The organism is Haloplanus sp. CK5-1, assembly GCF_037201915.1.
GTDB classification, from domain to species: Archaea; Halobacteriota; Halobacteria; order Halobacteriales; family Haloferacaceae; genus Haloplanus; species Haloplanus salilacus.
The window spans coordinates 1420182-1441380 of the sequence record NZ_CP147505.1 but is presented as its reverse complement, the minus strand read 5'-3'; the positions used below and the strand labels follow the sequence as shown (position 1 = coordinate 1441380).

General features: G+C 63.9%; 23 protein-coding genes. 16 read left to right on the top strand and 7 right to left on the bottom strand.

Going from position 1 to position 21199, the window contains the following annotated elements; translation table 11 throughout:
• Nucleotides 1-193: 193 nt before the first annotated feature.
• The 10 genes from NBT81_RS07660 (at nt 194) to NBT81_RS07615 (ending at nt 8423) form a co-directional block, all read left to right on the top strand.
• Nucleotides 194-1720: a hypothetical protein gene (locus NBT81_RS07660; RefSeq protein ID WP_338742253.1), complete on the top strand. Its 1527-nt coding sequence runs from the start codon at nt 194-196 to the stop codon at nt 1718-1720.
• Complete coding sequence (locus NBT81_RS07655; protein WP_338742251.1) at nt 1717-2427, top strand: ABC transporter ATP-binding protein; 711 nt, start codon at nt 1717-1719, stop codon at nt 2425-2427. Before NBT81_RS07660 ends, NBT81_RS07655 begins: the two co-directional genes overlap by 4 nt.
• Nucleotides 2424-3548 (top strand): ABC transporter permease, encoded by a 1125-nt coding sequence (locus tag NBT81_RS07650; RefSeq protein WP_338742249.1) that lies wholly within the window; start codon nt 2424-2426, stop codon nt 3546-3548. Before NBT81_RS07655 ends, NBT81_RS07650 begins: the two co-directional genes overlap by 4 nt.
• 75 nt (nt 3549-3623) lie before the next feature.
• Entirely contained in the window at nt 3624-4049 is a 426-nt protein-coding gene (locus tag NBT81_RS07645) for a hypothetical protein (protein ID WP_338742247.1), read from the top strand.
• A 143-nt stretch (nt 4050-4192) separates the two neighbouring features.
• Nucleotides 4193-4495 carry a hypothetical protein gene (locus NBT81_RS07640; RefSeq protein WP_338742246.1) on the top strand — a complete coding sequence of 101 codons (303 nt, stop codon included), beginning with the start codon at nt 4193-4195 and terminating at the stop codon, nt 4493-4495.
• A 1170-nt stretch (nt 4496-5665) separates the two neighbouring features.
• Nucleotides 5666-5899: a hypothetical protein gene (locus NBT81_RS07635; RefSeq protein WP_338742245.1), complete on the top strand. Its 234-nt coding sequence runs from the start codon at nt 5666-5668 to the stop codon at nt 5897-5899.
• 286 nt (nt 5900-6185) lie between these two features.
• A complete protein-coding gene (locus tag NBT81_RS07630; RefSeq protein WP_338742243.1) occupies nt 6186-6995 on the top strand; it encodes a hypothetical protein in 810 nt (269 codons plus the stop codon).
• 149 nt (nt 6996-7144) lie between these two features.
• On the top strand, nt 7145-7534 hold the full coding sequence (locus NBT81_RS07625; protein ID WP_425498778.1) for an ArsR/SmtB family transcription factor: 390 nt from the start codon (nt 7145-7147) through the stop codon (nt 7532-7534).
• Nucleotides 7531-7758, top strand: a complete 228-nt coding sequence (locus NBT81_RS07620; protein WP_338742240.1) for a hypothetical protein — start codon at nt 7531-7533, stop codon at nt 7756-7758. Before NBT81_RS07625 ends, NBT81_RS07620 begins: the two co-directional genes overlap by 4 nt.
• Entirely contained in the window at nt 7755-8423 is a 669-nt protein-coding gene (locus NBT81_RS07615; protein ID WP_338742239.1) for a hypothetical protein, read from the top strand. The genes NBT81_RS07620 and NBT81_RS07615 overlap by 4 nt, the downstream gene beginning before the upstream one ends.
• 343 nt (nt 8424-8766) lie before the next feature.
• Here NBT81_RS07615 and NBT81_RS07610 read toward each other — a convergent pair whose 3' ends face one another.
• On the bottom strand, nt 8767-10404 hold the full coding sequence (locus NBT81_RS07610; RefSeq protein WP_338742238.1) for an ATP-binding protein: 1638 nt from the start codon (nt 10402-10404) through the stop codon (nt 8767-8769).
• A 799-nt stretch (nt 10405-11203) separates the two neighbouring features.
• Here NBT81_RS07610 and NBT81_RS07605 point away from each other — a divergent pair.
• The 5 genes from NBT81_RS07605 to NBT81_RS07585 all read left to right on the top strand — a co-directional run bounded on the left by NBT81_RS07605 (nt 11204) and on the right by NBT81_RS07585 (nt 15737).
• Nucleotides 11204-11572, top strand: coding sequence for a helix-turn-helix domain-containing protein (locus NBT81_RS07605; RefSeq protein ID WP_338742237.1), 369 nt, complete (start codon nt 11204-11206; stop codon nt 11570-11572).
• A gap of 241 nt (nt 11573-11813) precedes the next feature.
• The gene (locus NBT81_RS07600) at nt 11814-13025 is read left to right on the top strand and encodes an MFS transporter (protein ID WP_338742235.1); all 1212 of its coding nucleotides are present in this window, start codon (nt 11814-11816) and stop codon (nt 13023-13025) included.
• A gap of 342 nt (nt 13026-13367) precedes the next feature.
• Nucleotides 13368-13637, top strand: coding sequence for a hypothetical protein (locus NBT81_RS07595; RefSeq protein ID WP_338742233.1), 270 nt, complete (start codon nt 13368-13370; stop codon nt 13635-13637).
• 65 nt (nt 13638-13702) lie between these two features.
• The gene (locus tag NBT81_RS07590; RefSeq protein WP_425498777.1) at nt 13703-14290 is read left to right on the top strand and encodes a helix-turn-helix domain-containing protein; all 588 of its coding nucleotides are present in this window, start codon (nt 13703-13705) and stop codon (nt 14288-14290) included.
• Between the two features lie 91 nt (nt 14291-14381).
• The gene (locus NBT81_RS07585) at nt 14382-15737 is read left to right on the top strand and encodes a dihydrolipoyl dehydrogenase (RefSeq protein ID WP_338742230.1); all 1356 of its coding nucleotides are present in this window, start codon (nt 14382-14384) and stop codon (nt 15735-15737) included.
• Between the two features lie 18 nt (nt 15738-15755).
• Here the strand turns inward: NBT81_RS07585 and NBT81_RS07580 are convergent, their stop codons facing one another.
• The 6 genes from NBT81_RS07580 to NBT81_RS07555 form a co-directional block, all read right to left on the bottom strand.
• Entirely contained in the window at nt 15756-15908 is a 153-nt protein-coding gene (locus tag NBT81_RS07580) for a hypothetical protein (RefSeq protein WP_338742228.1), read from the bottom strand.
• A 47-nt stretch (nt 15909-15955) separates the two neighbouring features.
• A complete protein-coding gene (locus NBT81_RS07575; protein WP_338742227.1) occupies nt 15956-16654 on the bottom strand; it encodes a PAS domain-containing protein in 699 nt (232 codons plus the stop codon).
• A 53-nt stretch (nt 16655-16707) separates the two neighbouring features.
• Nucleotides 16708-17487 carry a PAS domain-containing protein gene (locus tag NBT81_RS07570; RefSeq protein WP_338742226.1) on the bottom strand — a complete coding sequence of 260 codons (780 nt, stop codon included), beginning with the start codon at nt 17485-17487 and terminating at the stop codon, nt 16708-16710.
• Entirely contained in the window at nt 17439-17969 is a 531-nt protein-coding gene (locus tag NBT81_RS07565) for a GAF domain-containing protein (RefSeq protein WP_338742526.1), read from the bottom strand. The genes NBT81_RS07570 and NBT81_RS07565 overlap by 49 nt, the downstream gene beginning before the upstream one ends.
• A 47-nt stretch (nt 17970-18016) precedes the next feature.
• The gene (locus NBT81_RS07560) at nt 18017-19009 is read right to left on the bottom strand and encodes a transposase (RefSeq protein WP_338738304.1); all 993 of its coding nucleotides are present in this window, start codon (nt 19007-19009) and stop codon (nt 18017-18019) included.
• Nucleotides 19010-19219: 210 nt separating this feature from the next.
• Complete coding sequence (locus tag NBT81_RS07555) at nt 19220-20725, bottom strand: DUF790 family protein (RefSeq protein ID WP_338742224.1); 1506 nt, start codon at nt 20723-20725, stop codon at nt 19220-19222.
• Nucleotides 20726-20805: 80 nt separating this feature from the next.
• Here NBT81_RS07555 and NBT81_RS07550 point away from each other — a divergent pair, with 80 nt between their 5' ends.
• Complete coding sequence (locus tag NBT81_RS07550; RefSeq protein ID WP_338742223.1) at nt 20806-21198, top strand: hypothetical protein; 393 nt, start codon at nt 20806-20808, stop codon at nt 21196-21198.
• Nucleotide 21199: the final 1 nt, after the last annotated feature.

The window sequence follows — 21199 nt, the reverse complement described above, 5'->3', positions numbered from 1 at the left end:
GTCGAATCGGTTGGAGGGCATGGTGAAGATGTATGTGGATCGGATACTCAAGTCTCACGGGCGCGTCACGTCGGATCGCCGCCACCCCACGGTATAAGTTCGCTCGGGACACAGCCTCCGGTGATGGTCCCCAACCCCCTCACGCGCCAGTCACGCCCTTCGATCCCTCACCGATACGCCCGGTGGCGACGCCATGGTTGACCGGTCCCCACTTCCTGCTCTCGTGCTGGTGGCTGCGCTGGCGACGAGCGCGGCCACGCTCGGCGTCGGCGTCGTGACGGCCGATAGCCAAGTGGCGATACAGTCCGCGACCGTCGATCCGGAGACGCCACGCGTCGGCGAGGACGTGACGATCAGGACGACGATCCGTAACTTCCAGAGTGCCACCACGTCCGCCGAGATCACCCAGGTGTCGCTCCGGCAAGGTACCCGAACCCTCGCCACGGCGAGCGACCCGGGAACGATCGGCACCGGCGGATCTATCGAGTTGCCCTTGACGACCACGTTCGAGTCGCCCGGACGCAAGCAACTCGCGGTCCACGTCTACGGCGTGGGTGTCGACGGTAGCGTGTTCAACATCCAGTACCCGGTGTCGGTGACGGTCAACGAGCGCGACAGCGACGTGCAGTTGTCGCTGGAGACGCCGACAGATCCCTCGACCGAGAGTCAAGTGAACGTCACCGTGGCCAACGGCGCAGCCACGAACGTCTCCAATCTCCAGTTGACGCTTGCCGGGGAGAACGCGACCGTCGAGGACGCCGACAGGGTGAGTGCCTCGCTGTCGAACGGCCGCGAGCGTGTCGTCCAGTACGACGTGACCTTCGACAGCCCCGGTCGGCACCCGCTCACCGCGACCCTCGAGTACAGCGATCCCGACGGAGACCGAGCGTCGACGGCCGCGACACGGACGTTCGTCGTCGATCCCCCGCGGGTCGACGCGGAACTCGACGCGGAGACGGTCCGCGAGAACGGCACGGCCCGCATCGATGCGTCGCTCACCAACTTCGGGAACGTCCCGTTGGAGACGGTCCGGTTGCGTGCCGAGTCGGACGGAGAGACGGTCGCACGCAAACTCGTCGACGACGTGGGTATCGAATCCACGCGGGAGGTCTCGGTGAGCGAATCCAGCCTCCCGGCCGGGGAGGTCACCCTCCGGGCAGTGTACGAGGCCAACGGCGACACCCACGAGACGGCGACAACCGTCGACTTCGCGCCGACGACCGACGGGCGAATCGCGCTGACCGGGATCGAGGTGATCCCGACCGGTGGGTCGGTCAGGCTCGCAGGGAGTGCCTCGAACACCGGTGAAACACCCGTGACCGGCGCCGTCGTGGGCGTCGTCGGGACCGACCGGGTGACGCCGGTCTCGCCGGCGAAGGATTACTTCGTCGGCAACGTCCCGGCCGGCGAGTTCACGTCCTTCGAGCTGACCGCACGCTTAGCCGGCAACCGGACGGACACGGTGCCCGTCCGCATCAGTTACATCGCCGACGGTCAGCAGTACTCCCGGGTCGTCGAGGTCGCCCTCGACGGGGCCAGTAGCGCTCCCGCCGGCCCGCAGGCGGGAGGACAGGAGCCCGAGGGTCCACCCGGCGGTGGCGGCTTCTTCGGCGTCGGCCGGATCGACGTGATCGGCCTACTGGTTCGGCTCGCCGCCGTCCTCGCCGTAGGCGGCGGCGTGATCTACTGGTGGCGGCGTCGCGGCGACGACGAGCGATGACCGAACGCACCCCCGATACCGGGGCCGCCCCGCCGGAACGAGCGGCCGCCCCGGTCGCCGAACTCGACGGCGTGACCAGAGAGTATCGGAGCGGCGGCGAGACCATCGCCGCGCTCGCGGACGTCGACTTCGCGGTCGGCCCCGGCGAGATGGTCGCCGTCATCGGCCCCAGCGGCTCCGGCAAGAGCACGCTCCTCAACGTGCTCGGCCTCCTCGACGTGCCCACCGCGGGGACGGTCCGCCTCGACGGCGACGACGTGACCGGCTACGACGACGAGTCGCGCACGATGGCCCGTCGGCGCACCATCGGCTTCGTCTTCCAGTCCTTTCACCTCGTCCCGATGCTGACCGCTGTCGAGAACGTCCTCGTGCCCACGATGTTCGTCGACGGCGACCAGCGACCGCGGGCGCGTGACCTCCTCGAACGGGTCGGCCTCGGCGACCGACTCGACCACCGCCCCGACCAGCTCTCGGGCGGCCAGCGCCAGCGGGTCGCCATCGCCCGTGCGCTGGTGAACGAGCCCCGCCTCCTGCTGGCCGACGAGCCGACGGGCAACCTCGACCGCGACACCGGGCGGCAGATTCTGGAGGAGTTCGAGCGAATCAGCACCGACGAGGAGGTTGGCGTGGTGGCGGTCACCCACGACGAACTGGTCACGGAGTTCACCGACCGGACGGTCGAACTGGTCGACGGGGTGGTCCGATGATCGATCCCCTCGAGTTCCCGGCGCTCCGGATGGCGTGGCTCAACCTCCGGCGGAACACGCTCCGCACCGGACTGGCGACCCTCGGCATCGTCATCGGTGTCGTCGCCATCGCGGCCATCGGCATCACGGGGACGGCGCTCCAGTACGGCGCCACCCAAGAGCTCGGCGGCCTCTCGAACACGGTGACGGTCTTTCCCGGCGAGGAGAACGACGACGGTGTCATCACCGACACACAGGTCGCCTCCATCGAGCGAGTGGCGACCGGCGCGGTGGTCGCCCCCCAGCGCTCGGAGACGATGGAGGTGGCCTCGCGCTCGGAGCGACGACAGGTGAGCGTTGAGGCCGTCTCCCGGCCCGCCGCCCTCTACGACGCGGCCGAGGGAACTGTCCCGACGCCGATGCGGAGCGGGGCGCTACTCAACGCCGAACTCGCCGACGAACTCGGCGTTGAACTCGGTCAGACCGTCTCCATCGGCGGACGGTCCTACCGGATCATCGCCATCCTCGACGAACCCGGCGGCTTCGGTCAGGGCGTCTCGGTGGTCGTCCCACTCGACGACATCGATCAGAACGGCTACGATCAGGTGACGGTCGTCGCCGCGGACGGCGAGGAAGCCCAGCGACTCGCCGCGGAGATTCCGGCGGAGGTGAACCAGCGCGAGGAGGTGGTCGATACGTTCACGCCCGCCGACGTCCAAGAGAGCGTCAGCGGCTTCTTCGCCACGCTGAACGCCGCACTCCTCGGTGTCGGCTCCATCTCGTTGGTCGTCGCCGGCGTCAGCATCCTGAACGTGATGCTGATGAGCGTCGTCGAACGACAGGCCGAGATCGGTGTGTTCCGGGCGGTGGGCATCCGCCGGCGCGAGGTGATGCGGATGATCGTCGCCGAGGCGACGCTCCTGGGCGTGGTCGGTGGTCTCGTCGGCGTCGTCCTCTCCGTTCTGATCGGCTACGCGGTCAACGGCCTGCTCAACGGCCAGCCAATGCTCGTCTTCCAACCCCGGAACCTCGAGTTTCTCGCGCTCGGGTTCGGATTCGCGGTGCTCGCGAGTACGCTCAGCGGCGTTTACCCCGCCTGGAAGGCGTCGACAGCCAACCCCGTCGAGGTGCTCCGCGGGTAGGAGGCGTCACCAGCGAAATCCGTGCCCCTGGCCTGACCCCATCAACTATCCATGTACTGATCGAATACACGTCCTATGGCCCTCCACTCCGAACTCGCGGCTCGCCGAACGAGAGCCACCGTCGTGATCGGCGGCGGCATCGTGTACTCGGTCGTAGCACTATCGTGGCTATTCTCCTCGGGTGTGTCCATCTCAGGGCGTGGACTCGTGGCGGTTGTCGCGTTGGGATACGCGTGGCTCGGAACGTTTCTGACGGCCGCTGTGCCACTGTATCTACTCGCGCGCTTCTCACTTGTCACCCCACCGCTCGTGACGTTCGGAATCCTGGGGAACACGGTGTATCAGTGGCTGTACGGAGCACACCTCCATCCCCTCTCGTCGTATCTGACCGTCTGGCCCCTTCTCTTGGGCGTCACGCTAGTGATCACACTCGGTGAGACGCTACTCAGAGTCGCTCTCGACCGTACTTCCGGACGATTGGGGCTTCGTCAGATCTTCTGACTACCGACATCGGTTCCCGTTCGTCTCGGCTCGGATCCGACGTATCATACGTCTACGCCCCATTCGAGACGTACGTGTCCGTGGCTACGGCTGCGCTCCAGTTTGCTCCACCTATTTACATCGTCGCGAGAGTAGACCGTCGCGTGCCCTCCAAAATCGAAGCCGTCGTCTGTAGTGAACCATCCGGAAGACGTACTGCGTTCGTCATGTTCGCCGGTGCAGTCGTTATGTCGAGCATCTACCTCTACTACGGCATTCTACGCGACGGATCCGCCCTTAGTTCGCTCATCATGGCGGTCGGGTTCGCGCTGTCCGGATTCGCCGAATCCCTTCCGACCGACCGCCGACGGATCGCTGGCGGACTGCGTGTCGCCGCGATCCTCTGGCTGATCGGTCTACTCGGCCTCACTATCTCCGCCCCCGAGGTCGTTCTCGGCCCTCGATAGGAGCGTGTTCGATTCGCATGGACCGTTACCCCTCCTGTGGAGTCGACCATCGATTAGCCGTTTCGGCTGGAGATATGTCCGCCTCTTGCTGGACCCACTACACCCGGCTATGCCGGTTATTGCGGTGGCGAGCGTGGCTCGGAGGAATGTCCGCCGTGTCCGCGATTGATCCGATGATACCTTCGTAGAGGGCGAACGACACATAAACAGGAACAGCGAACTTCAGACCGAGAAGCTCTGCGTCAGTAGTGGTATTTGAGATAGTGATAACTCACGGCAGATACGTCGCGAGGAAGTCAAGGATCCGATCCAGTCTTTCGTCGATTTCGCTTTCTTCGCTATCCGCATCGTTCCCATCCTCAGGAGATGGCTGGCTCATATCTGGCTCGTCGAGTCACCGTGCAATCTCGTCACTGTCGACTGATCTCGTCGGTCGAGCCCCGATCTCGATGATCGGCAGGCGATAGTTTCGGCACATCGGTCAGGCATAGAGGCCCTCAGTCAGACTGAGAGTTCCATTACCTATCTCGATAACGGCCGTGTGATCTGGGGACGAATCAATCCGGCAGTGTTTAGATGCTTCCTGCACGCCGTCGAGGACAACAGTGATCTCACAGTCGGAACTCGGTAGCAGATCACATTCGCTGACGACCGCTCCTGGTGGGTGGTAGTATCGCTTCTGAAACGTCGTGCTATCCGGGTGCGTGACGGCGGTCAGATGGAGGTCGTATCCACTCCGATGATCGTAATTCCGAATCAGGATGTCCTCGCTCCGGTCCGCGACGCCGGCAACGACACGTTCTGGCTCCTGTGATCGGTTGTGAGACGGGAGGTCATCCGTACCTCGCGGGGAGGGCATACCTGAACGTTACTCGCAAACGACGAAAGGATGGCGTAGGCTCAAACGCCGATTTTAGTGCCCCGAGCGGACGTCTCCTACCAGAGAGACCCCGGCGGTTCGAACGCGTTTTCACTATTCCAAGTTTTTATAGGTACATCAGCCGAAGCGGGACCTGTATGCCCTCCACCACACGACGGAACGCCGTGACGCTACTCACGGGTGTAGTTGCGATCGGGGCGATCGGTAGTGCCGTAGCACATACCACTCGAAAAGACGCGCCACATCTGATCGTGAACAATCAAACGGAGACCGAATTGGCTGTTACGACGGTGATTCGCACCGCTACGGACAGTGAGGTCGTCGTCGACGACACGACACCGATATCGGCGAACGGTGACCACGGATACACGGGGCTGGCTGCCAACGAACCACTCGACGTGACGGTCCGGACGGATACTGGGCTGGAGAACACGTACCGGTGGGAGCGAACCGATCCGGAGAACGCGCTGTCGATCGGTGTCTCCACGGACGAGATCGGCTTCGTCGTTGCAACGCCACCGTAAGTGGTGACGTAGCATGGGTTCGAAGTATCGGCGCGGCTTCGACATCACCCGCGATAGCCTGGGCGTGTTCCCCCGAGAACCGATCTTCTCGTCCTCCCGGCGTCGAGTCCTCACAGTCGGGAGCGCGTTTGCCGTCCTCGCAGCGATCTGCTTCCGGCAGGGGCCCTCGTCGAGTCGCTTCTCACCAACGACGTCTACAAGTACGGCCACGACCGCTCGAAACGTTCAAATCTCGTTTTGATACTACGTTCGACCTAATACGCGACGACGTCACGTCGTCGCTACGATGGTTACGGTCTCCGCATTCAAAGATGGATCTGTTGCCCTCCAAGCGAATCCGGTCCTGCTCCTCGCCGGCCTCCTCGTCGGGGGCGGAAGTCAACTGCAATACGTCGAACACCTGATCGACTCACCGCTGCTTTCAGCAGGTGTCTCGCTCGCGTGGCTGATCGTCTTCCCATTCGTTCTCGGCGGCTTCATCGGCATCGCTCGAGCTGCGATCGAAGGGAAAGACGCATCGTTCGACCAATTTTTCACGTCAGCACGGACCTGTTGCCTTCGGCTTCTCCTCGGAACCGTGTTGTTCGTGCTGCTCGTCCTCGGAACTGCTATCGGACTCGGACTCGTCGGGTTCATCTTCGGTATCGGATCGATGGCACTCGGTGCGATTCACGAGATGGCCGCCTTCGCCGCAGGCGTCGGGTCTCTGCTCGTCTGGCTGTCGTCCATCCTCGCCGTCGTTATGTTCGTGCAGTTTTACGATGCTGCGATCGTCATCGAAGACCGGAGCGTGACCGGTTCTTTCCGGAGGAGTGTCGCGCTCGTCCGCTCGAATCTCAAAAGCGTCGCCGGATTCTCCATCGTGTGGATCTTCCTGTTGAACGCCTTCCTCATCCCCGAGTATCTGCTCCAGTTGACGGTGGCTGACGCCCGAGCTGCTGACGTACTACCGGTCAACCTCGGTATTCCGACCGCTGTTCTGCTCCCGATCGGGATCGGCCTGTCCGCAGTTGGCTTCGCGTACTTCTATACAGTGTACACAGCGTACTACCTGCGATTGATCGCCGAGCCCCCTCCCTCCACGGCGTCAGCATGACTGTGCACCAACAACTACGTGCGATGGTTTCGAACGGCCACTAACCGGAACGGATCGCAACGATTCAGCCCACAGCATTCAACAGCACCCATGTCACGACTCCTTCCGAAACGGATGCAGCCGTCGAACGGAGCGATAACCCTGCCGTCCTGAGTCTCGACGAGGAGGCGACACGAGACGTGATCGAAGCGTTGTCCTCCGAGACTGCCTACGAAATCTTCAGGCTGCTCAACGAGACGCCAGCGACACCGGCACGGATCGCCGAGCAGTTCGACCAGAGCGTTCAGAACGTTCACTACCACCTGACGAACCTCGAATCCGCCGGCGTGATCGAAGTCACGGACACCTGCTACTCGGAAAATGGCCGTGAGATGAGTGTGTACGTCGTCTCGGAAGACCCGACACTACTCTTTCTCGGCGCCGAGGACGACCGGCCGAGTCTCAAACGTGCGTTCAAATCTTTCGCCTCGTTACTCGGCCCCCTATCGATCCTGCTTGCAGCCGGCGAATCCATCTCTCGATTCGTTACTACCGAATGAGCGAACACACCGATTCACCGGTCCGAAGTACGTCCTCCATCGACGACACGATCAGGTGTGACCTGGCACCGACGATCAAAGCTCGGGACGATATCGAGGGGTGTGGCTGTCTCGAATGCCGAAACATCGAGACGACCACCACCGATCGAACCGTCCTCGACGCACTCGTCTGGTCCGTTCGCCTGTTTCGGTCCTCCCCGTCGATCGTCGTTTTCGGGGCGTGATTATCCTCGTAAACCGGCTCCTCGAAACGGGTAGCATCACCGTGCTTCCGACGCCTGCAGTCGGCGTCCTCGAGGCCGTGACGGCGTTCGCGTGCGTCGTCTCGATTCGCGCCTACGTGGGAACGATCGTCGCCGGGGAACTGACCGGCGACCCCGTTACCGTACGCGAGGGACTACATCGAAGCCTCGCCCGAACGCCAGCGTTGGTCGGCGTCATCCTTCTCGTCGTCTTTTCGGTGATTGCGATCCCGTTTTTGCTGACGCTCCCACTCTTCGTTCTGATCGGTGCTATCCCAGGCACTCCAGTGGAGATGGTCGGCCTTCCCGCCGCGGCGGCGGTCGGTGGTGTCGTCTTTGCCGTCCCCTTTCTCCTGCTCCTGTTCGAGTTCTGGTTTGCGCCCGAGGCGTGTGTCATCGGCCAGTACGGGCCGATCGAATCACTTCGGGTTAGCTGGCACATCACGACGAACTATCGGAGAAAGTTCCTGCTCGTCGTCTTGATCGCTATCGGAAGTGCACTCAGTTTCTATCTGCCCGAGATGGGACCGAGCTTGGCTCCGTCGAATCCCGTCGTGCATGTGATCACGTCGAGTGTCGGTGAATTACTGTCCATCGTGTGGGCAAGCGCTTATGCACACGTCTACGTCCAAGCGATCGTTTCGTGAACCGGTACTCGAACCCACAGTTCAATTCGCTTGAATCGCATCGACGACGATCGTTCCGATCACGATCGGAGCTGTCGGTATCGACACTATTGGGAACGGAGCTCGTACTCGCGTTCCGGTCGGCCGGCACGACACTCCAATACGGGTCGTCGCTGTGGTCCACTCCCGGTTTCGTTGGCAGTCGTGCTGATATCGCCATCGATCTCGGGATCGTCCGCGAGTGGGATGCGTTCCGACAGAGACAGACCCGCTTCGACGGCCCTTCCGGGCTTTGCAGCCGTCGCCTTTTTTCCTCGGCGTAGCGGTCGCCATCGCGCGAACCGCACCGATCGGTTCGTGATCGCTACGTGTCTGCCCGGTAAAGGCGAATAGTGACGACACTGCCTTCGGGGTCGTTCTGTTGGAACTCGAGGTCGCCACCGAGCTGATTGACAGCCCAGTTGACGAACCACAGCCCGATTCCCTGCCCGTGTTTGAGCTGTGTTTCGGTCCCGGCGGCGAGAATTTCTTGCTCTCGTTTCGGGAGTCCCGGACCATCGTCTGCCACGACGAGTTCCGCCGCTGCGTCCGTCCCCGAGCGGACACGGACGTCGATTTGCGGCGCAGCCCCATCCGAATGCACAAAGGCGTTTTCGACCAGTTCGGTGAGGACGTATTCGAGGACGGTTCGGTGCGACGAAATCAGGACTTCGTCGGGGCACTCGAGCGTTACGTCTCCAGTGTACTCCTCGGTTCGGAACTGGTCGACTACGGACGCCGCGACGTCTGCGACGTTTACCGGGGCGGGTGAGTCGGTACTCGCAGTCATGACGTCTTCGGCGTCTCTGGCTTTGTTGCTGAGTTCGAGCAGGTCGGTCGCCTTGTCCCTGATCCCCGTCCTGAGTTCGTCGTCGGCTATCCCGTCGGCGTATGCGAGAACCACGTCCAAGTCGTTTCGCACGTTGTGGCGGAGCACCCGGTTGAGGACTGCAAGCCGCTGCTCCCGAGTCTGGCGCGCAGTCACGTCCCGGAAGAGTACCGTTCTGGCCACCGGTTCGTCATCATCGTCGACGGCGGAGACGCTGAACTGGAACTGACGGCGCCCCTTCGTCGTCTGGAGCGTCACCGTGCCAGTGTCACCGACGGGGAGGTCGGTCCGGTCGAATCCGTCGATAACCGACCGGACTGGTTCCCCGACCATCTCCGCTGCGGAGCGGTCGAACAGCGCTACGGTCGCCTCGTTGAGGTCGAGAATGTGGTCGTCCCAGTCGAGTACCACGACAGCTTCCTGTAGCGTCTCGACGACGCGGGTTCGAGCGACGTAATCCGCCTTCGGAAAGCCAGTCATCACGGGATACTTCCGCATGGAGATACCGAGGAAGCTGCCGGATAGAACGAGCCCGAACGCCGCGCCGTTCGCGAGACCCGTGTTGTTTCCCACGAGACCGACGAGGTAGGGCGCTCCGACGCCCACCGTCAGTATCGCTATTTGGGTGTTGGAAACGCGGGCGTGGCTGCCGCTGAGGTCCGCCAAGAGATACGTCGCGTACAGGAACAACGCCAGCAGGTACAGCAGTTCGGTCCCGAGCATCGACGCGGCGACGTACTCCACGACTGATTCGGGCGGACCAAGCGCGATAACGACGCCGACAACGACTACCGGGGACGCGATGCCAGCCAGCAGCGCGGTTCGCCGCCACGTCAGCCCGGTTCCCCGTCCAGTGTAGCTGAGTGCGTACACCGTCCAGATACCTGGGATAACGAGGGCCGTCCCGAACTGACCCAACACCAGCACCGCGGACAACGAGGTTCCGGACCCTACCACCGGGAGGTTCGACCCGAGTGCGAATACCGCCCACAGCGTGAGAGTAGCGAGGAGCGCGATGAACGGGTCGGCACTCGGCTGTTCCCGCGACTGGAACGCCGTCCACGTGAGCCCCACGAGGACGCCGACGGCCACGGCGTCAGGAACGAGTGTGCCAAGCGTCGCGACCAACCCCATTATCCGACCCGTCTCTGTGGGGCCGGTGTAAAGCCAACGTTCGAACTCGACCGCCAAGAGACGTCGTCGACGTCTGTCACCGCAGACTCCAGAGGCTCGCTTCGCGTCCGGTTAGACGCCGGCGACGCACTCTCATGCACAACAGGAGAGGCGTGACGAGCAGTAACCCGGAAACTGCGACGGCGACGAGTCATCGTGGATACGTCTCACTCACGACACCCACCTCCGTCGGCGAAGCGCCACCTGCTGCCTACACGACGGGGAGGGCTGCACTCGTGTTTCGGGGAGTCGGACATCGTCGTTCGAAGGTGTCCGGATGAATATACTATCGGTAGCGAACGCTCGAGTAGCGAGTTTATCGCTGCTCTCTGAGCGTGCAGACGGCGTGAGCAGAGAAGGAATCAGTTGTGCGGGTTCGGCACAACTCGTCGCTAGACCGACGACACGGATGCCCGAAACCGGTAGTACGGAGAACGTACGCACACTCGTCGTCGACGACGATCGTCGGTGCCATCACTCCGGGACCGACGGCCGCCGAGAGGACGTTCCGAATGGACCGTCGCACAACGTCCCATCCACGCTTTACTGTACTTTCCGGGGTGTCTTGTACGCTAGCTCCGTCGGATTCGGGGGATTCCGACGGAGCCGCCGATATAAATATGTTACTCGCTTCCGGCGTCGCCCGGCACGCCCTCAGAATGATAAAAACCATCGAATGGGATCGTACACCCGTGAACGACAGTTGGTGTACTAGCGACCGAATCTCCCGGCCGAACACCCGTCACCGACACGGAGACTCATGAGTACACACTCGGAACGCAGTGACACGAACTCGACGCCGGTCGTCACACCGCGTCAGTCACGGGAGACGCTCGTCTCCATGGCGGACGTCCTCGGGCGCAAGTGGCACCTGGTCATCCTCCACGAGTTGCTGACGGAGGGCGGGATGGGATTCGGCGAACTCGAGGGGGATATCGATCGAATATCGTCGAAGGTCCTGTCGGATAGCCTCGAACGGCTCGAGACGGAACACGGACTCGTCGAACGCCGCATCGTGAACGACAAGCCGGTTCGCGTCGAGTACGCGTTGACGGACCGTGGGCGTGACTTCGCTCCCGTCGTCGACCGCATCCACGAGTGGGGTGTCGAACACGACGTGCGGACGTAGGTGTCGTCCGGTTGAGTCACCTTCCACGAGTGGCCGTTATGACATCACGGACCCCGACCACGACGATTCACCGGTCGTATCGGTGTCTCCCGAGGGGTGCGAGCGGACTCGCCCGGTGAATTGGGTGGTCCCGGGGGCAGCCACCCGTCCCCTCCCACGGCATCACCACCGACGACAGGAGGTTACCCGCGGGTTAGCCGACGCTTTTGATAGCTCGGGTAGTTACTGTTCGTCACCGACTATGGTGTCTCGAAAACGCCGGGTGCTGTTGGTGATCGCCACTGCCGAACTCCTCGCCATGTCCCTCTGGTTCAGCGCGACGGCCGCGGCTCCGGAGTTGGCGGCCGAGTGGGGGCTCAGTGACGGCGAGACGGCGTGGTTGACCATCGCGGTGCAGTTGGGCTTCGTCGTCGGCGCGCTCCTCTCCTCGGCCCTCACGCTCTCGGACGTGATCCGGCCCCGCTATCTGTTCGCCGGATCGGCCGTCCTCGGCGCGGCGTTCACGGCCGGTATCGCTGGAGTCGTCACGTCGGCCGTGCCAGCCATCGCCCTCCGGTTTCTGACGGGCGTCGCCTTGGCCGGCGTCTACCCGACGGGTATGAAGATCCTCGCCGGCTGGTTCGAGGAGGGACGCGGGTTCGCGATCGGCACGTTGGTCGGCGCGCTGACCGTCGGCTCGTCGCTTCCGCACCTGCTCCGAGCCGTCGGCGGCGTCGGACAGCCACGGGTCGTGCTGTACGGCGCCGCGGGCCTGTCCGTTCTCGGTGGGCTGTTGGTCCTCCTCGTCGAGCCCGGGCCACACCAGGCACCGGCGGCACCGTTCGATCCGGGCGCGATCGGTCGCATCCTTCGGGATCGAGGAACGATGTTGGCCAACGGTGGATACTTCGGCCACATGTGGGAGCTCTACGCCGTCTGGACGTGGATCCCCGCCTACCTGATCGCGAGCATCGCGGCGAACGGCGGGAGCAGTGACTCGTCGAGTCTCGCCTCGCTGCTGGCCTTCGGGACCATCGCTGTCGGTGGAGTCGGCGCCGTCGTCGCCGGCTCGGCAGCCGACCGGTTCGGACGGACACGAATCACGAGCGCGAGCATGGCCGTCAGCGGCACCGCGTGTATCGCCGCGGGGTTCGTCTTCGGCTCGTCGTTGCTCCTGCTCGTCCCCTTCGTCCTCGTGTGGGGATTCGTCATCGTCGCCGACTCGGCACAGTTCTCGGCCGCCGTGTCGGAGCTCGCCGAGGGGTCCTACGTCGGGACGGCGCTGACGCTCCAGACGGCCATCGGGTTCCTCCTGACTACCGTATCGATCCAGCTGATCCCGATGGTCGTGGACCTGGTCGGCTGGCGATGGGCGTTCGCACCGCTGGCTCTCGGCCCGATCATCGGGACGCTGTCGATGCGGCGACTCCGGAACCTCCCCGAGTCGGCGAAGCTCGCCGGCGGCCGCGGATAGACCGTCCGTCTTCGTGACGCCAGCCACGGTCACTGGAGAGCGGTTGTGATCCGATTGCACGCCCGCCGAAGCCGTATGTGACGGCGGTGCCGATATCGTTCGGAGAGCACCCGTGACACGCCCCCTTCGACCAACAGCGTTGGACGCGGATCGGTCGGCGCCGACCGCAGACAGGGGCAGGTGCGCCTCGACGTGGGACACCACACCTGCGCGATATCGGGGGGAATGCTATGACGGTGGATGGAATCCTCGCCGCCGACGTCGTACCGTCCCTCCGACGAGAGCGAGACCCGAATCACGCGCCACGCTCCATCGTCGAGTGCCGACCGAGCAGGACGAAAGATGTCGGTGACCCGCAGGGACGTGTTGGAGCGACTCGGGGGACGGAGCGACGCCAGTACCGGGGAGCGGACGTCCATCGGGACGCTCACGGACGCACTCGCCGTCGACGAGCGAACGCTCCGAGAACATCTGGACGGATTGGAAGCCTGTGACCTGGCTGATGTCGACTCCGACGGGCAGGTTAGAATCACCGTAACCGGCGAAGAACTCCTCGCGCTCGCGCTCGACGAGATGATCATCGTCGATCCGGAGGCGACCGATCGTGGCTGAGCACACGGGGCAGACTTATGGATTCGACCGTCGTCTATCGGGACGAATGCTGGGAGTGGTCACCGATGTCTGAACACGACACGAACGAAGCGACCGAGGCGGTTCAGTACGATCCGGCGTCCAGCAGGTACGACGTCTTCGAGTGCCCCGACTGTGACAACGTGGTCCTCGCGCTCGGTCGCGACGACCCGCCGATGTCCTGTCACGGGGCGTCGATGGAACGCGTGACCGACTGCGATATCACCGTCAAACCGCCCGACGTCAGGCAAGTCCTCCTCGACGCGTTCGGTCTCCCCAAAGCCGGCCTCGACATCTGTCTGTGCGTCATCGGCGAGGGGCCGCTCTCGGCCAACGAAGTCGCCGAATCGCTCGGCTACGACCGGAGCACGGTGACACGGTACCTCAACAAACTCGTCGACATCGGCCTGCTTCGCCGCTCCGAACTGAACCGCGAGGAAGGCGGCGTCGTCAACGTCTATCACTCGGTCGATTTGGAGCGGATGCGCCGGGAGACACTGATCGGGTTCTACATCTGGGCCGGCGAAGCGGCCGCACTCATCGAGGAAGCCAACGTGACGAAACAGGACTACATGGCCGAGAACCCGGACCACGAACTCCCGGACGTGTTCTGGGAGTCGTTCCCCGACCGCTGACTGGACGCGACGTGCCCCGTTCGGTGGTCGTGCAACGCCGTTGCGGAGCCGCTGACGCTTATTTGGTCCCAGCCGGCGTACTCCGAGTCACATGAGCGACTTCGACGTACTCGTCGTCGGCGGGGGAACCGGAAACAACGTCGCCTCGGCGGCAGCGGAGGCGGGACTCGAGACGGCTCTCGTGGAACCAGGGCCGCTCGGTGGCACCTGTCTCAACCGCGGCTGTAACCCCTCGAAGATGTTGATACAGGCCGCCAACGCCGTCGCCCACGTCCGTGACGCCGAGCGGTTCCACGTCGACGCGACGCTCGACGGCGTGGATCACGCGGCCGTCGTCGACGACATGGACGACCTGTTGGGTGGCATCGCCGCCGACGTGGAAGCGCGGTACCGCGAGCGATCCAACCTGACCCTGTTCGACGAGTACACCGAGTTCGTCGACGACCGGACGGTGAGGCTCGGCGGCGAATCCGTCACCGCCGAGAAGGTGGTCATCGCGACGGGGAGTCGGCCGGTCGCGCCGCCAATCGACGGTCTCGACGGCATCGACTACCTCACGAGTCGGGACGCGCTCTACCGCCGCGACCTCCCGGACAGCCTCGTCGTCGTGGGGGGTGGTTACATCGCCGTCGAGCTGGGGTACGCCTTCGAGACGATGGGCACCGACGTGACCATCGTCGAGATGAACGACCGGCTGGTTCACCGGGAGGATCGCGACGTGGCGGAACTGTTCACGGAGCGCGCATCCACTCGCCACGACGTGTACACCGGCCACCGCGTCACGGCCGTCGAGGAGTCGGGAGACGGCTACGCCGTCCACGCCGAGACCGGAGCCGGCGACGAATTGGCCGTCGAGGGGAGCGAGGTGCTCGTCGCGCTCGGTCGCCGACCGAACACCGACCCGCTGAACCTCGACGCTGCCGGGATCGAAACCGACGACCGCGGATTCGTCGAGACGAACGAGTTCCTCGAGACGACCGCCGACCGCGTCTGGGCACAGGGCGACGTGGCGGGTAACGCGATGTTCAAACACTCGGGGGACTACGAGACCGAGGTGACGGTCGAAAACGTCGTCGACGGGGGGCGTCGCGCGGTCGACCTCTCGGCGATGCCCCACGCCATCTTTACCGAACCGGGGATCGCGGGCGTCGGCGCGACTGAGGCGGCCCTCGACGACCGAGAGTACGTCGTGGGGCGCGCGGACTACGCCGACTCGGCGATGGGACGGGCGAAGAAACTCGACGAGGGGTTCGTGAAGATGCTCGCCGCGCCGGACGGCGAACTCTTGGGTGCCCACGCCATCGGCTACGAAGCGTCGACGCTGATCCACGAAGCGGTCCTCGCGATGCGCCACGGTCTCACCGTCGACGACGTCGGCGAAACGATCCACGCACACCCGACGCTGAGCAAGGTCGTCGAAGCGGCGTCTCGGGACGCCGCGCGCTGAGCCGACGGAGCGGACCGCTCACCACCCGCGCTCGGTTCGGAACTCGGCCGCCCGCCTCGTCCCCAGTTCGATCAACTCCTCGATGAACGACGGACTGCGATCGACCTTGGTCGAACAGTGGTAGGACCGATCCATCTCGATGCGCCGGATCTTCGTCCGCCCTCGACGCACTCATCGAGCGGTTCGCCCGGAAGGCGATGCGCGCCGGCGGATGAGCGTCACACGATAGTGCCGTGACCGTCCGAACCGTCCTCCCGCACGATGCCATCCCGAGCATCTCCTCGGGAGCGTAGCCCACAATCCGTTCGTGCGCCGACGAGATGTACGTGAACCGGCCCCGCCGTCGAACCGAAAAGCAGGTCGAACGACGTGTCTGCGATCGCTTTGAAACGGTCACGTTCGGCTTCGAGATCCGAACGGGTCTCGGTGAGTTCGCTAATGTCGTGCAGGACGGCGGCGATAGTTGCTCTTTCCCCGTCGGTTGTCGTCGAGAACTCGAACTCGACGTGTCGAGTTCCATCCTCGACATCGACCTCGGTTTCCACCGACAGTTGTTCTCCGGGCAGTACTGTGGACACATTCCGAAGTGCGGCTTCACACGAAGAGACCTCACTTGGAGGGACGAGATCTGTGAGGTGCGTTCCGACGAGTTGTTCCGACTCCCGTCCGGGATACGACGCCAGCGGTTGGGTGACGAACGACAGTTCGTCCTCGTCGTCGAGCAGGAACACCTTCTCGTCGAGATGGTCCAGAATCCGCTGGAGTTGCCGCATCTCCGTTTCCCGTTCGAGGCGGTCGAGGGCGCTCGTTGCCGTCAGAGCAAACAGTTCGACGATGGCGGCGTCCTCCGTCCCGAACGCGTCCGGTTCCATCGAGCCGATACCAAGCACACCGTGCTCCCCCGACGGGAGGAGCATCTCGGATTCGACAGGTCCATAATCGACACCTGTCGTGTCGACTATCCCGTCGATTATGGTCGGGTCCTGTGACTGAAACACCGTCCGACGATGTTTCCGTCGTCGTCGAATGACGGAGGATCGGGGATCTTTTCCTGTGCTTTCCGGGAGTACCTCATCGGAGGTAGTGTTCCCGTTCCAGCGTCGTGGAGGCGGATCGACGTGATCTCGTACCCGAAGACGCTCTCCAGTTCCTCGAGGATCACTGTGAGGAGTTCGTCTTCACTTGCGGCTTCGATGAACGATTGGAATGCAGAAAGGAGCGCGTTCGGTGTCTGTTCGCGATCCTTGCGCTCGGTTATGTCTTGGGCGGATCCCCGGATCGTCACGACACCACCCGCTTCGTCCGTGATTGGCATCCCCTGTACACGGAGCCAGCGAAGTTCCGTGTCCGTTTTCCAGTATCGCAGTTCCACGTCGAACGGTTCCACGGACTCGATCGCTTCGTCGACGGCCTGCTCTACGATCGGCCTGTCTTCCTCGTGGTAGACGTCGAGTGCCTCGTCAAGCGGCGGTTCCCTGTCGTACTCGACACCCAAAAGATCGAACAGATACTCCGTCCAGAATACACTCTCCGTCTCGGCGTCGATCTCCCACCCGCCCACCTCGGCGACGCGTTCAGTCTGGTTGAGCAGGTTCTGGAACCGTTCGGGGTCTTGCTCCCGCTGCTTCCGTTCGGTGATGTCGGTGAAATACACCGACAGCCCTTCTTCGTCCGGATACGCCCGAACCTCGAACCAGACATCTATCGGGTCGAACTGCGCTTCGAAGGAGACCGACTCCTGTGTCTCCATCGCGTGGTGATATTGGGTATAAAACGTCGTCTCGACGGCCTCGGGACGTTCTCCCAGAGGTGTCGACCCTCGACCTCTGCGTCGTCGCCCAGCTCCATCGCTTGGCGGAGAATATCCGTTCCGACGTCGTTGGCGTAGGTGACACGCCAGCCGGTATCGACGGCGAAGAACGCGTCGTCCACCCGTTCGAGTGTTCGCGCTAATCGGTTTCGGGTGGCCCCCAGTTCATGCCGGTACTCACGCTGTTCGAGTTGTTGGCGCAGCCACTGCGCCATGATTTCGATAAGAGCCTCTTCCGCCCCAGAGAACTCGGATCGTCGCGGGTCTCTGTCCGCAAAACACAGGGTCCCGTACAGTTCGTCGTTCACGTCGATTCGAACACCCATGTAACATCCCAGACCGTACTTTTCGAACGCGGGGTCGCCCGCCATATCCTCCGGAGCGTTCTGTAACGCGAGGGGAGAGGTGGTGTCGTCGTCGATCGTTCGACGACAGTACGTGTGTGAGAGAGGGTGTCATAGAACTCTTCTCACACCGTGATGATTGTGCTTCCCGGATTGTCTCCGCGTTCGTAGTTGGTGATTGCGACGACGAGGCGCAGACACAACGCGAGGAACACCTGCGCTCGTGCATGGACGCGGCCTCGGGCGTGCGTTCGCCCGAGGCCGCAGCCCTTGACTGATTCGTTGGTTCGTTCGACGCCACTCCGGCGGTTGTACGTCTCGTCTAGCGTTGATTGCTTCAGCTGAACGTCGTTGCTGTGTTTTTCAATGCGGTCTTCTACCCTGTACTCGATATCTTTCGGGTCGTCGGTGTTTCGTGGATTGTACGGAGCGACTGGCACGACCCCTGCGGCCAGCAGGTGGTCGTGCCAGTCGAGCGTGTCGTAGGCACTGTCTCCAAGCATCCACATCGGTTTCCCGACGGCGAGCGCGTCACGCGTGACGCGCATCGCCGTCTCTTCTGGTGCTTGTTTGCTCTCGGTGAACTCGGCTGCAATCGGGATCTTTTGCCCGGTTGAGACGATCGTGCAGCCGTAGCCGTAGTAGTACTCGTCATCGGTTGGATCATAGCACTTCGATGCGTCTGGATCGGCGGGCATCGCTCTCACGTCGGTTGAATCGATAGAATACGTCAAGTCGAGCAGGCCCCGCAAGGCGGCCTGCTCGACGAGATGGTCGAAGACCCGGTCAACAACGTGCTCAAGATCAGTGAGGAATCGATCGACCGCGTCTCTCGACGGCGGTCGATCGAAGCTACAGCTGAGCCAGACAACGGTGTTGTTCAGTTCTCGTGCAACCGGACGGATACCGTAGATGTTCTTGTAATAGCAATGGAGAAAGCCACGCATCATCTCGGGCGGCTCAAGATCTCGTGTTCGCCCCGTCTCCGCCGGGGCGAACACGTCGAACCCTTCAAGAAACTCGAAGGAGAGGTGCTCGAACAACGCCAACGTCTCCGTTTCCACGGCATTGAAGAACGATTCTACCGAAGGATCATCTTGCAGGGTCGCTGAACTCATTCCACCTCAGCGTTCACCCTGCTCTTTGGTATGCGAACTGTTCTATGACACCCTCTTTATTTGGGAAAAGAGTCCCGTAGAAGCGCGAACGCGGCGTTCGTCACCCGGTGGGTCCCGAATCGTCGGCAGTCCTCCAGTGTGTATACCGCGGCGAGCGCTCCACGCCGCGCCCGCCGCAGTCGCTGCCGATTTCGTATCGCGACATACAATTTATTCGCTCTTCTCGCGGAGCGTCCCGCCGCTCAACCCGTCCCAGACCACTTCGTAGCCGAGGCGGGACAGCACCGCACTCGTCTCGGTGACGCCACAGTCGGCCAGACGCTCCTCGGCCGCGTCAAGGGACATGCCGGGGGCCAGGTCGTCGGCGAGCGCCGACAGGAGCGCGGGGCGGAGCAGCCACCCACCAACGCGCTCGTGGTCGGGGAAGACCACGTCGTCGAGGGCGTCCTCGCTCACGCCGTGTTCCTCGGCGACCGTCGAGAGCGAGACAGCGTCGGCCTCGGGACGGAGTTCGTCGGGCAGCCCTGCCCGCGTCTCGGCGACCAGTCGCTCCTCGTAGCGCCGGAGGGCGTCGACCACGCTCTTGACGCGAACCGATCCGGTGTAGGGGATAGCCCGGTGGTCCCGGGCCTCGATCGCCTCCCCCACGCCGAGGCTCTCGTCGACGGCGACGAGCATCTCGACGTCCTCGAGGTCGGCGAGTTGGCCGAGTTTCTTCTCGACGTACTCCGGGGTCCAGAAGCCCATGATCTCGAAGAACACGCGGAAGTCGGTGAAGCGGTAGTCGAAGGCGAAGTCGGGGATCATCACCCGAGAGCCGGCGGCCAGCGGTTCGGGTTCGCGAACCAGGTCCCAGTCCAGATCGAGCGCCGAGAAGCGGGCGGCGAAGTCGGCCTCGACGCCGCTGTCGTAGGTCGGTTCGGTCAGCGGATCGACGCCCGGGACGCTCACGTCCCCGTCGTCGAGCGAGAGGTCGCGCTCGGTACCCCGGTCGTCGATCGTCGCGTCGAGTCGCCACTCGGCGGTCTTGGCGAGCGAGCGCAACAGGCGGGCGAAGGCCGTCCCGTACCGGCGGCTCCGCCCGAAGAGGTGGTCCGGCCCCGTGACGACCACCTCCCGGCCCGCGTCGGTTCGGCGCACCTCGTACATGAGGCCAAGGCGCTTGACCGCCGAGATCACCGCCCGCGGATCGTCGCTCCGGACTCGGACCTCGATGGCGTCGAACAGCGCCGTCTGGGCGAGCGAGAGATCGTACTGTTCGAGGAGTGTCTCGGGCGTCCACCGCGGGTCGAAGTCGACGAGTACCTGCCGGGCGTCGCGGTCGGCGTACAGCGACGACTCGACCGACTCGGCGTCGACACCGAGTCGGTCGGCCGCCCGAGCGAGCGCCCGGTCGCGGTCCATCTCGGTGACGACGCCGACGGCCTCGGCGGCCTCGAAGACGACGCGGCGCGCCCGTTCGGGCGGGACCACTGCTCGCGTCTCGAAGGTCGCGTCGCGTTCACACAGCGCCGCGAACCCGCGGACGAGTTTGAAGTCGTCGGCCTCCGGCTCCAGTTCGTCGAGGGCGTCGTCGAGGGCCGCCCGCGGCCGGCCGACGCCGTCGGCGAACGTGCCGAGGACGCGCGCCGCGAGCGGCCGGTGGGCGCGTTCCGTGAACTGCGGGTGGTACCCCCCGCCGGCCCGCGACACCCGGAGCAGGTCCTTCCTGAGCACGGGCGGGCTTGTGTCGGGGAGAATAAAGTCCCGCCGCCGTCGAGGGCAACGCTCTTGTCCGTCGCGGGGGTGGCCCCCGTATGGACAGGCGTGCCGTCCTCCACCTCGTCGGCCTCGTGTTCGCGGCCGGGTGTTCGTCGAACCCGCCGCGGGCGACCGGTCCGCGGACGCCGCCGACGCCCGGCGAACCGACGGCCACGGCGGGGTCCGGAGCGTCGCTGGCCGTCGCCGATCAGGGTGTCGACGAAGCCGACGACGGCCACCTGCGAGTGCGGGTGACGGTGACGAACCGGGGCGGGAGCGACCAGACCGGCACGCTCGTCGTTACCGTCTCCGTCGGAGAGTCGCGGACCGAGCGACGCCGCGAGGTGAGCGTCGCCACGGGCGGCGAGCGAGAGGTGGTCGTCGACTTCGAGGACGTCGCCTACGAGGACTTCTCGGGTGGCGGGTCGCTGCAGTCGCGGGTGGAGTAGT

Bases quoted from the DNA above. Each gene is read 5' to 3' on its own strand.
- NBT81_RS07630 (WP_338742243.1), top strand. From the start codon at position 6,186: ATGGTTACGGTCTCCGCATTCAAAGATGGATCTGTTGCCCTCCAAGCG.
- NBT81_RS07660 (WP_338742253.1), top strand. From the start codon at position 194: ATGGTTGACCGGTCCCCACTTCCTGCTCTCGTGCTGGTGGCTGCGCTG.
- NBT81_RS07570 (WP_338742226.1), bottom strand. From the start codon at position 17,487: ATGGAGACACAGGAGTCGGTCTCCTTCGAAGCGCAGTTCGACCCGATA.
- NBT81_RS07575 (WP_338742227.1), bottom strand. From the start codon at position 16,654: ATGCTCCTCCCGTCGGGGGAGCACGGTGTGCTTGGTATCGGCTCGATG.
- NBT81_RS07595 (WP_338742233.1), top strand. From the start codon at position 13,368: ATGTCGGTGACCCGCAGGGACGTGTTGGAGCGACTCGGGGGACGGAGC.
- NBT81_RS07550 (WP_338742223.1), top strand. From the start codon at position 20,806: ATGGACAGGCGTGCCGTCCTCCACCTCGTCGGCCTCGTGTTCGCGGCC.
- NBT81_RS07560 (WP_338738304.1), bottom strand. From the start codon at position 19,009: ATGAGTTCAGCGACCCTGCAAGATGATCCTTCGGTAGAATCGTTCTTC.
- NBT81_RS07620 (WP_338742240.1), top strand. From the start codon at position 7,531: ATGAGCGAACACACCGATTCACCGGTCCGAAGTACGTCCTCCATCGAC.
- NBT81_RS07590 (WP_425498777.1), top strand. From the start codon at position 13,703: ATGTCTGAACACGACACGAACGAAGCGACCGAGGCGGTTCAGTACGAT.
- NBT81_RS07655 (WP_338742251.1), top strand. From the start codon at position 1,717: ATGACCGAACGCACCCCCGATACCGGGGCCGCCCCGCCGGAACGAGCG.
- NBT81_RS07600 (WP_338742235.1), top strand. From the start codon at position 11,814: ATGGTGTCTCGAAAACGCCGGGTGCTGTTGGTGATCGCCACTGCCGAA.
- NBT81_RS07605 (WP_338742237.1), top strand. From the start codon at position 11,204: ATGAGTACACACTCGGAACGCAGTGACACGAACTCGACGCCGGTCGTC.
- NBT81_RS07610 (WP_338742238.1), bottom strand. From the start codon at position 10,404: ATGGGGTTGGTCGCGACGCTTGGCACACTCGTTCCTGACGCCGTGGCC.
- NBT81_RS07585 (WP_338742230.1), top strand. From the start codon at position 14,382: ATGAGCGACTTCGACGTACTCGTCGTCGGCGGGGGAACCGGAAACAAC.
- NBT81_RS07650 (WP_338742249.1), top strand. From the start codon at position 2,424: ATGATCGATCCCCTCGAGTTCCCGGCGCTCCGGATGGCGTGGCTCAAC.
- NBT81_RS07645 (WP_338742247.1), top strand. From the start codon at position 3,624: ATGGCCCTCCACTCCGAACTCGCGGCTCGCCGAACGAGAGCCACCGTC.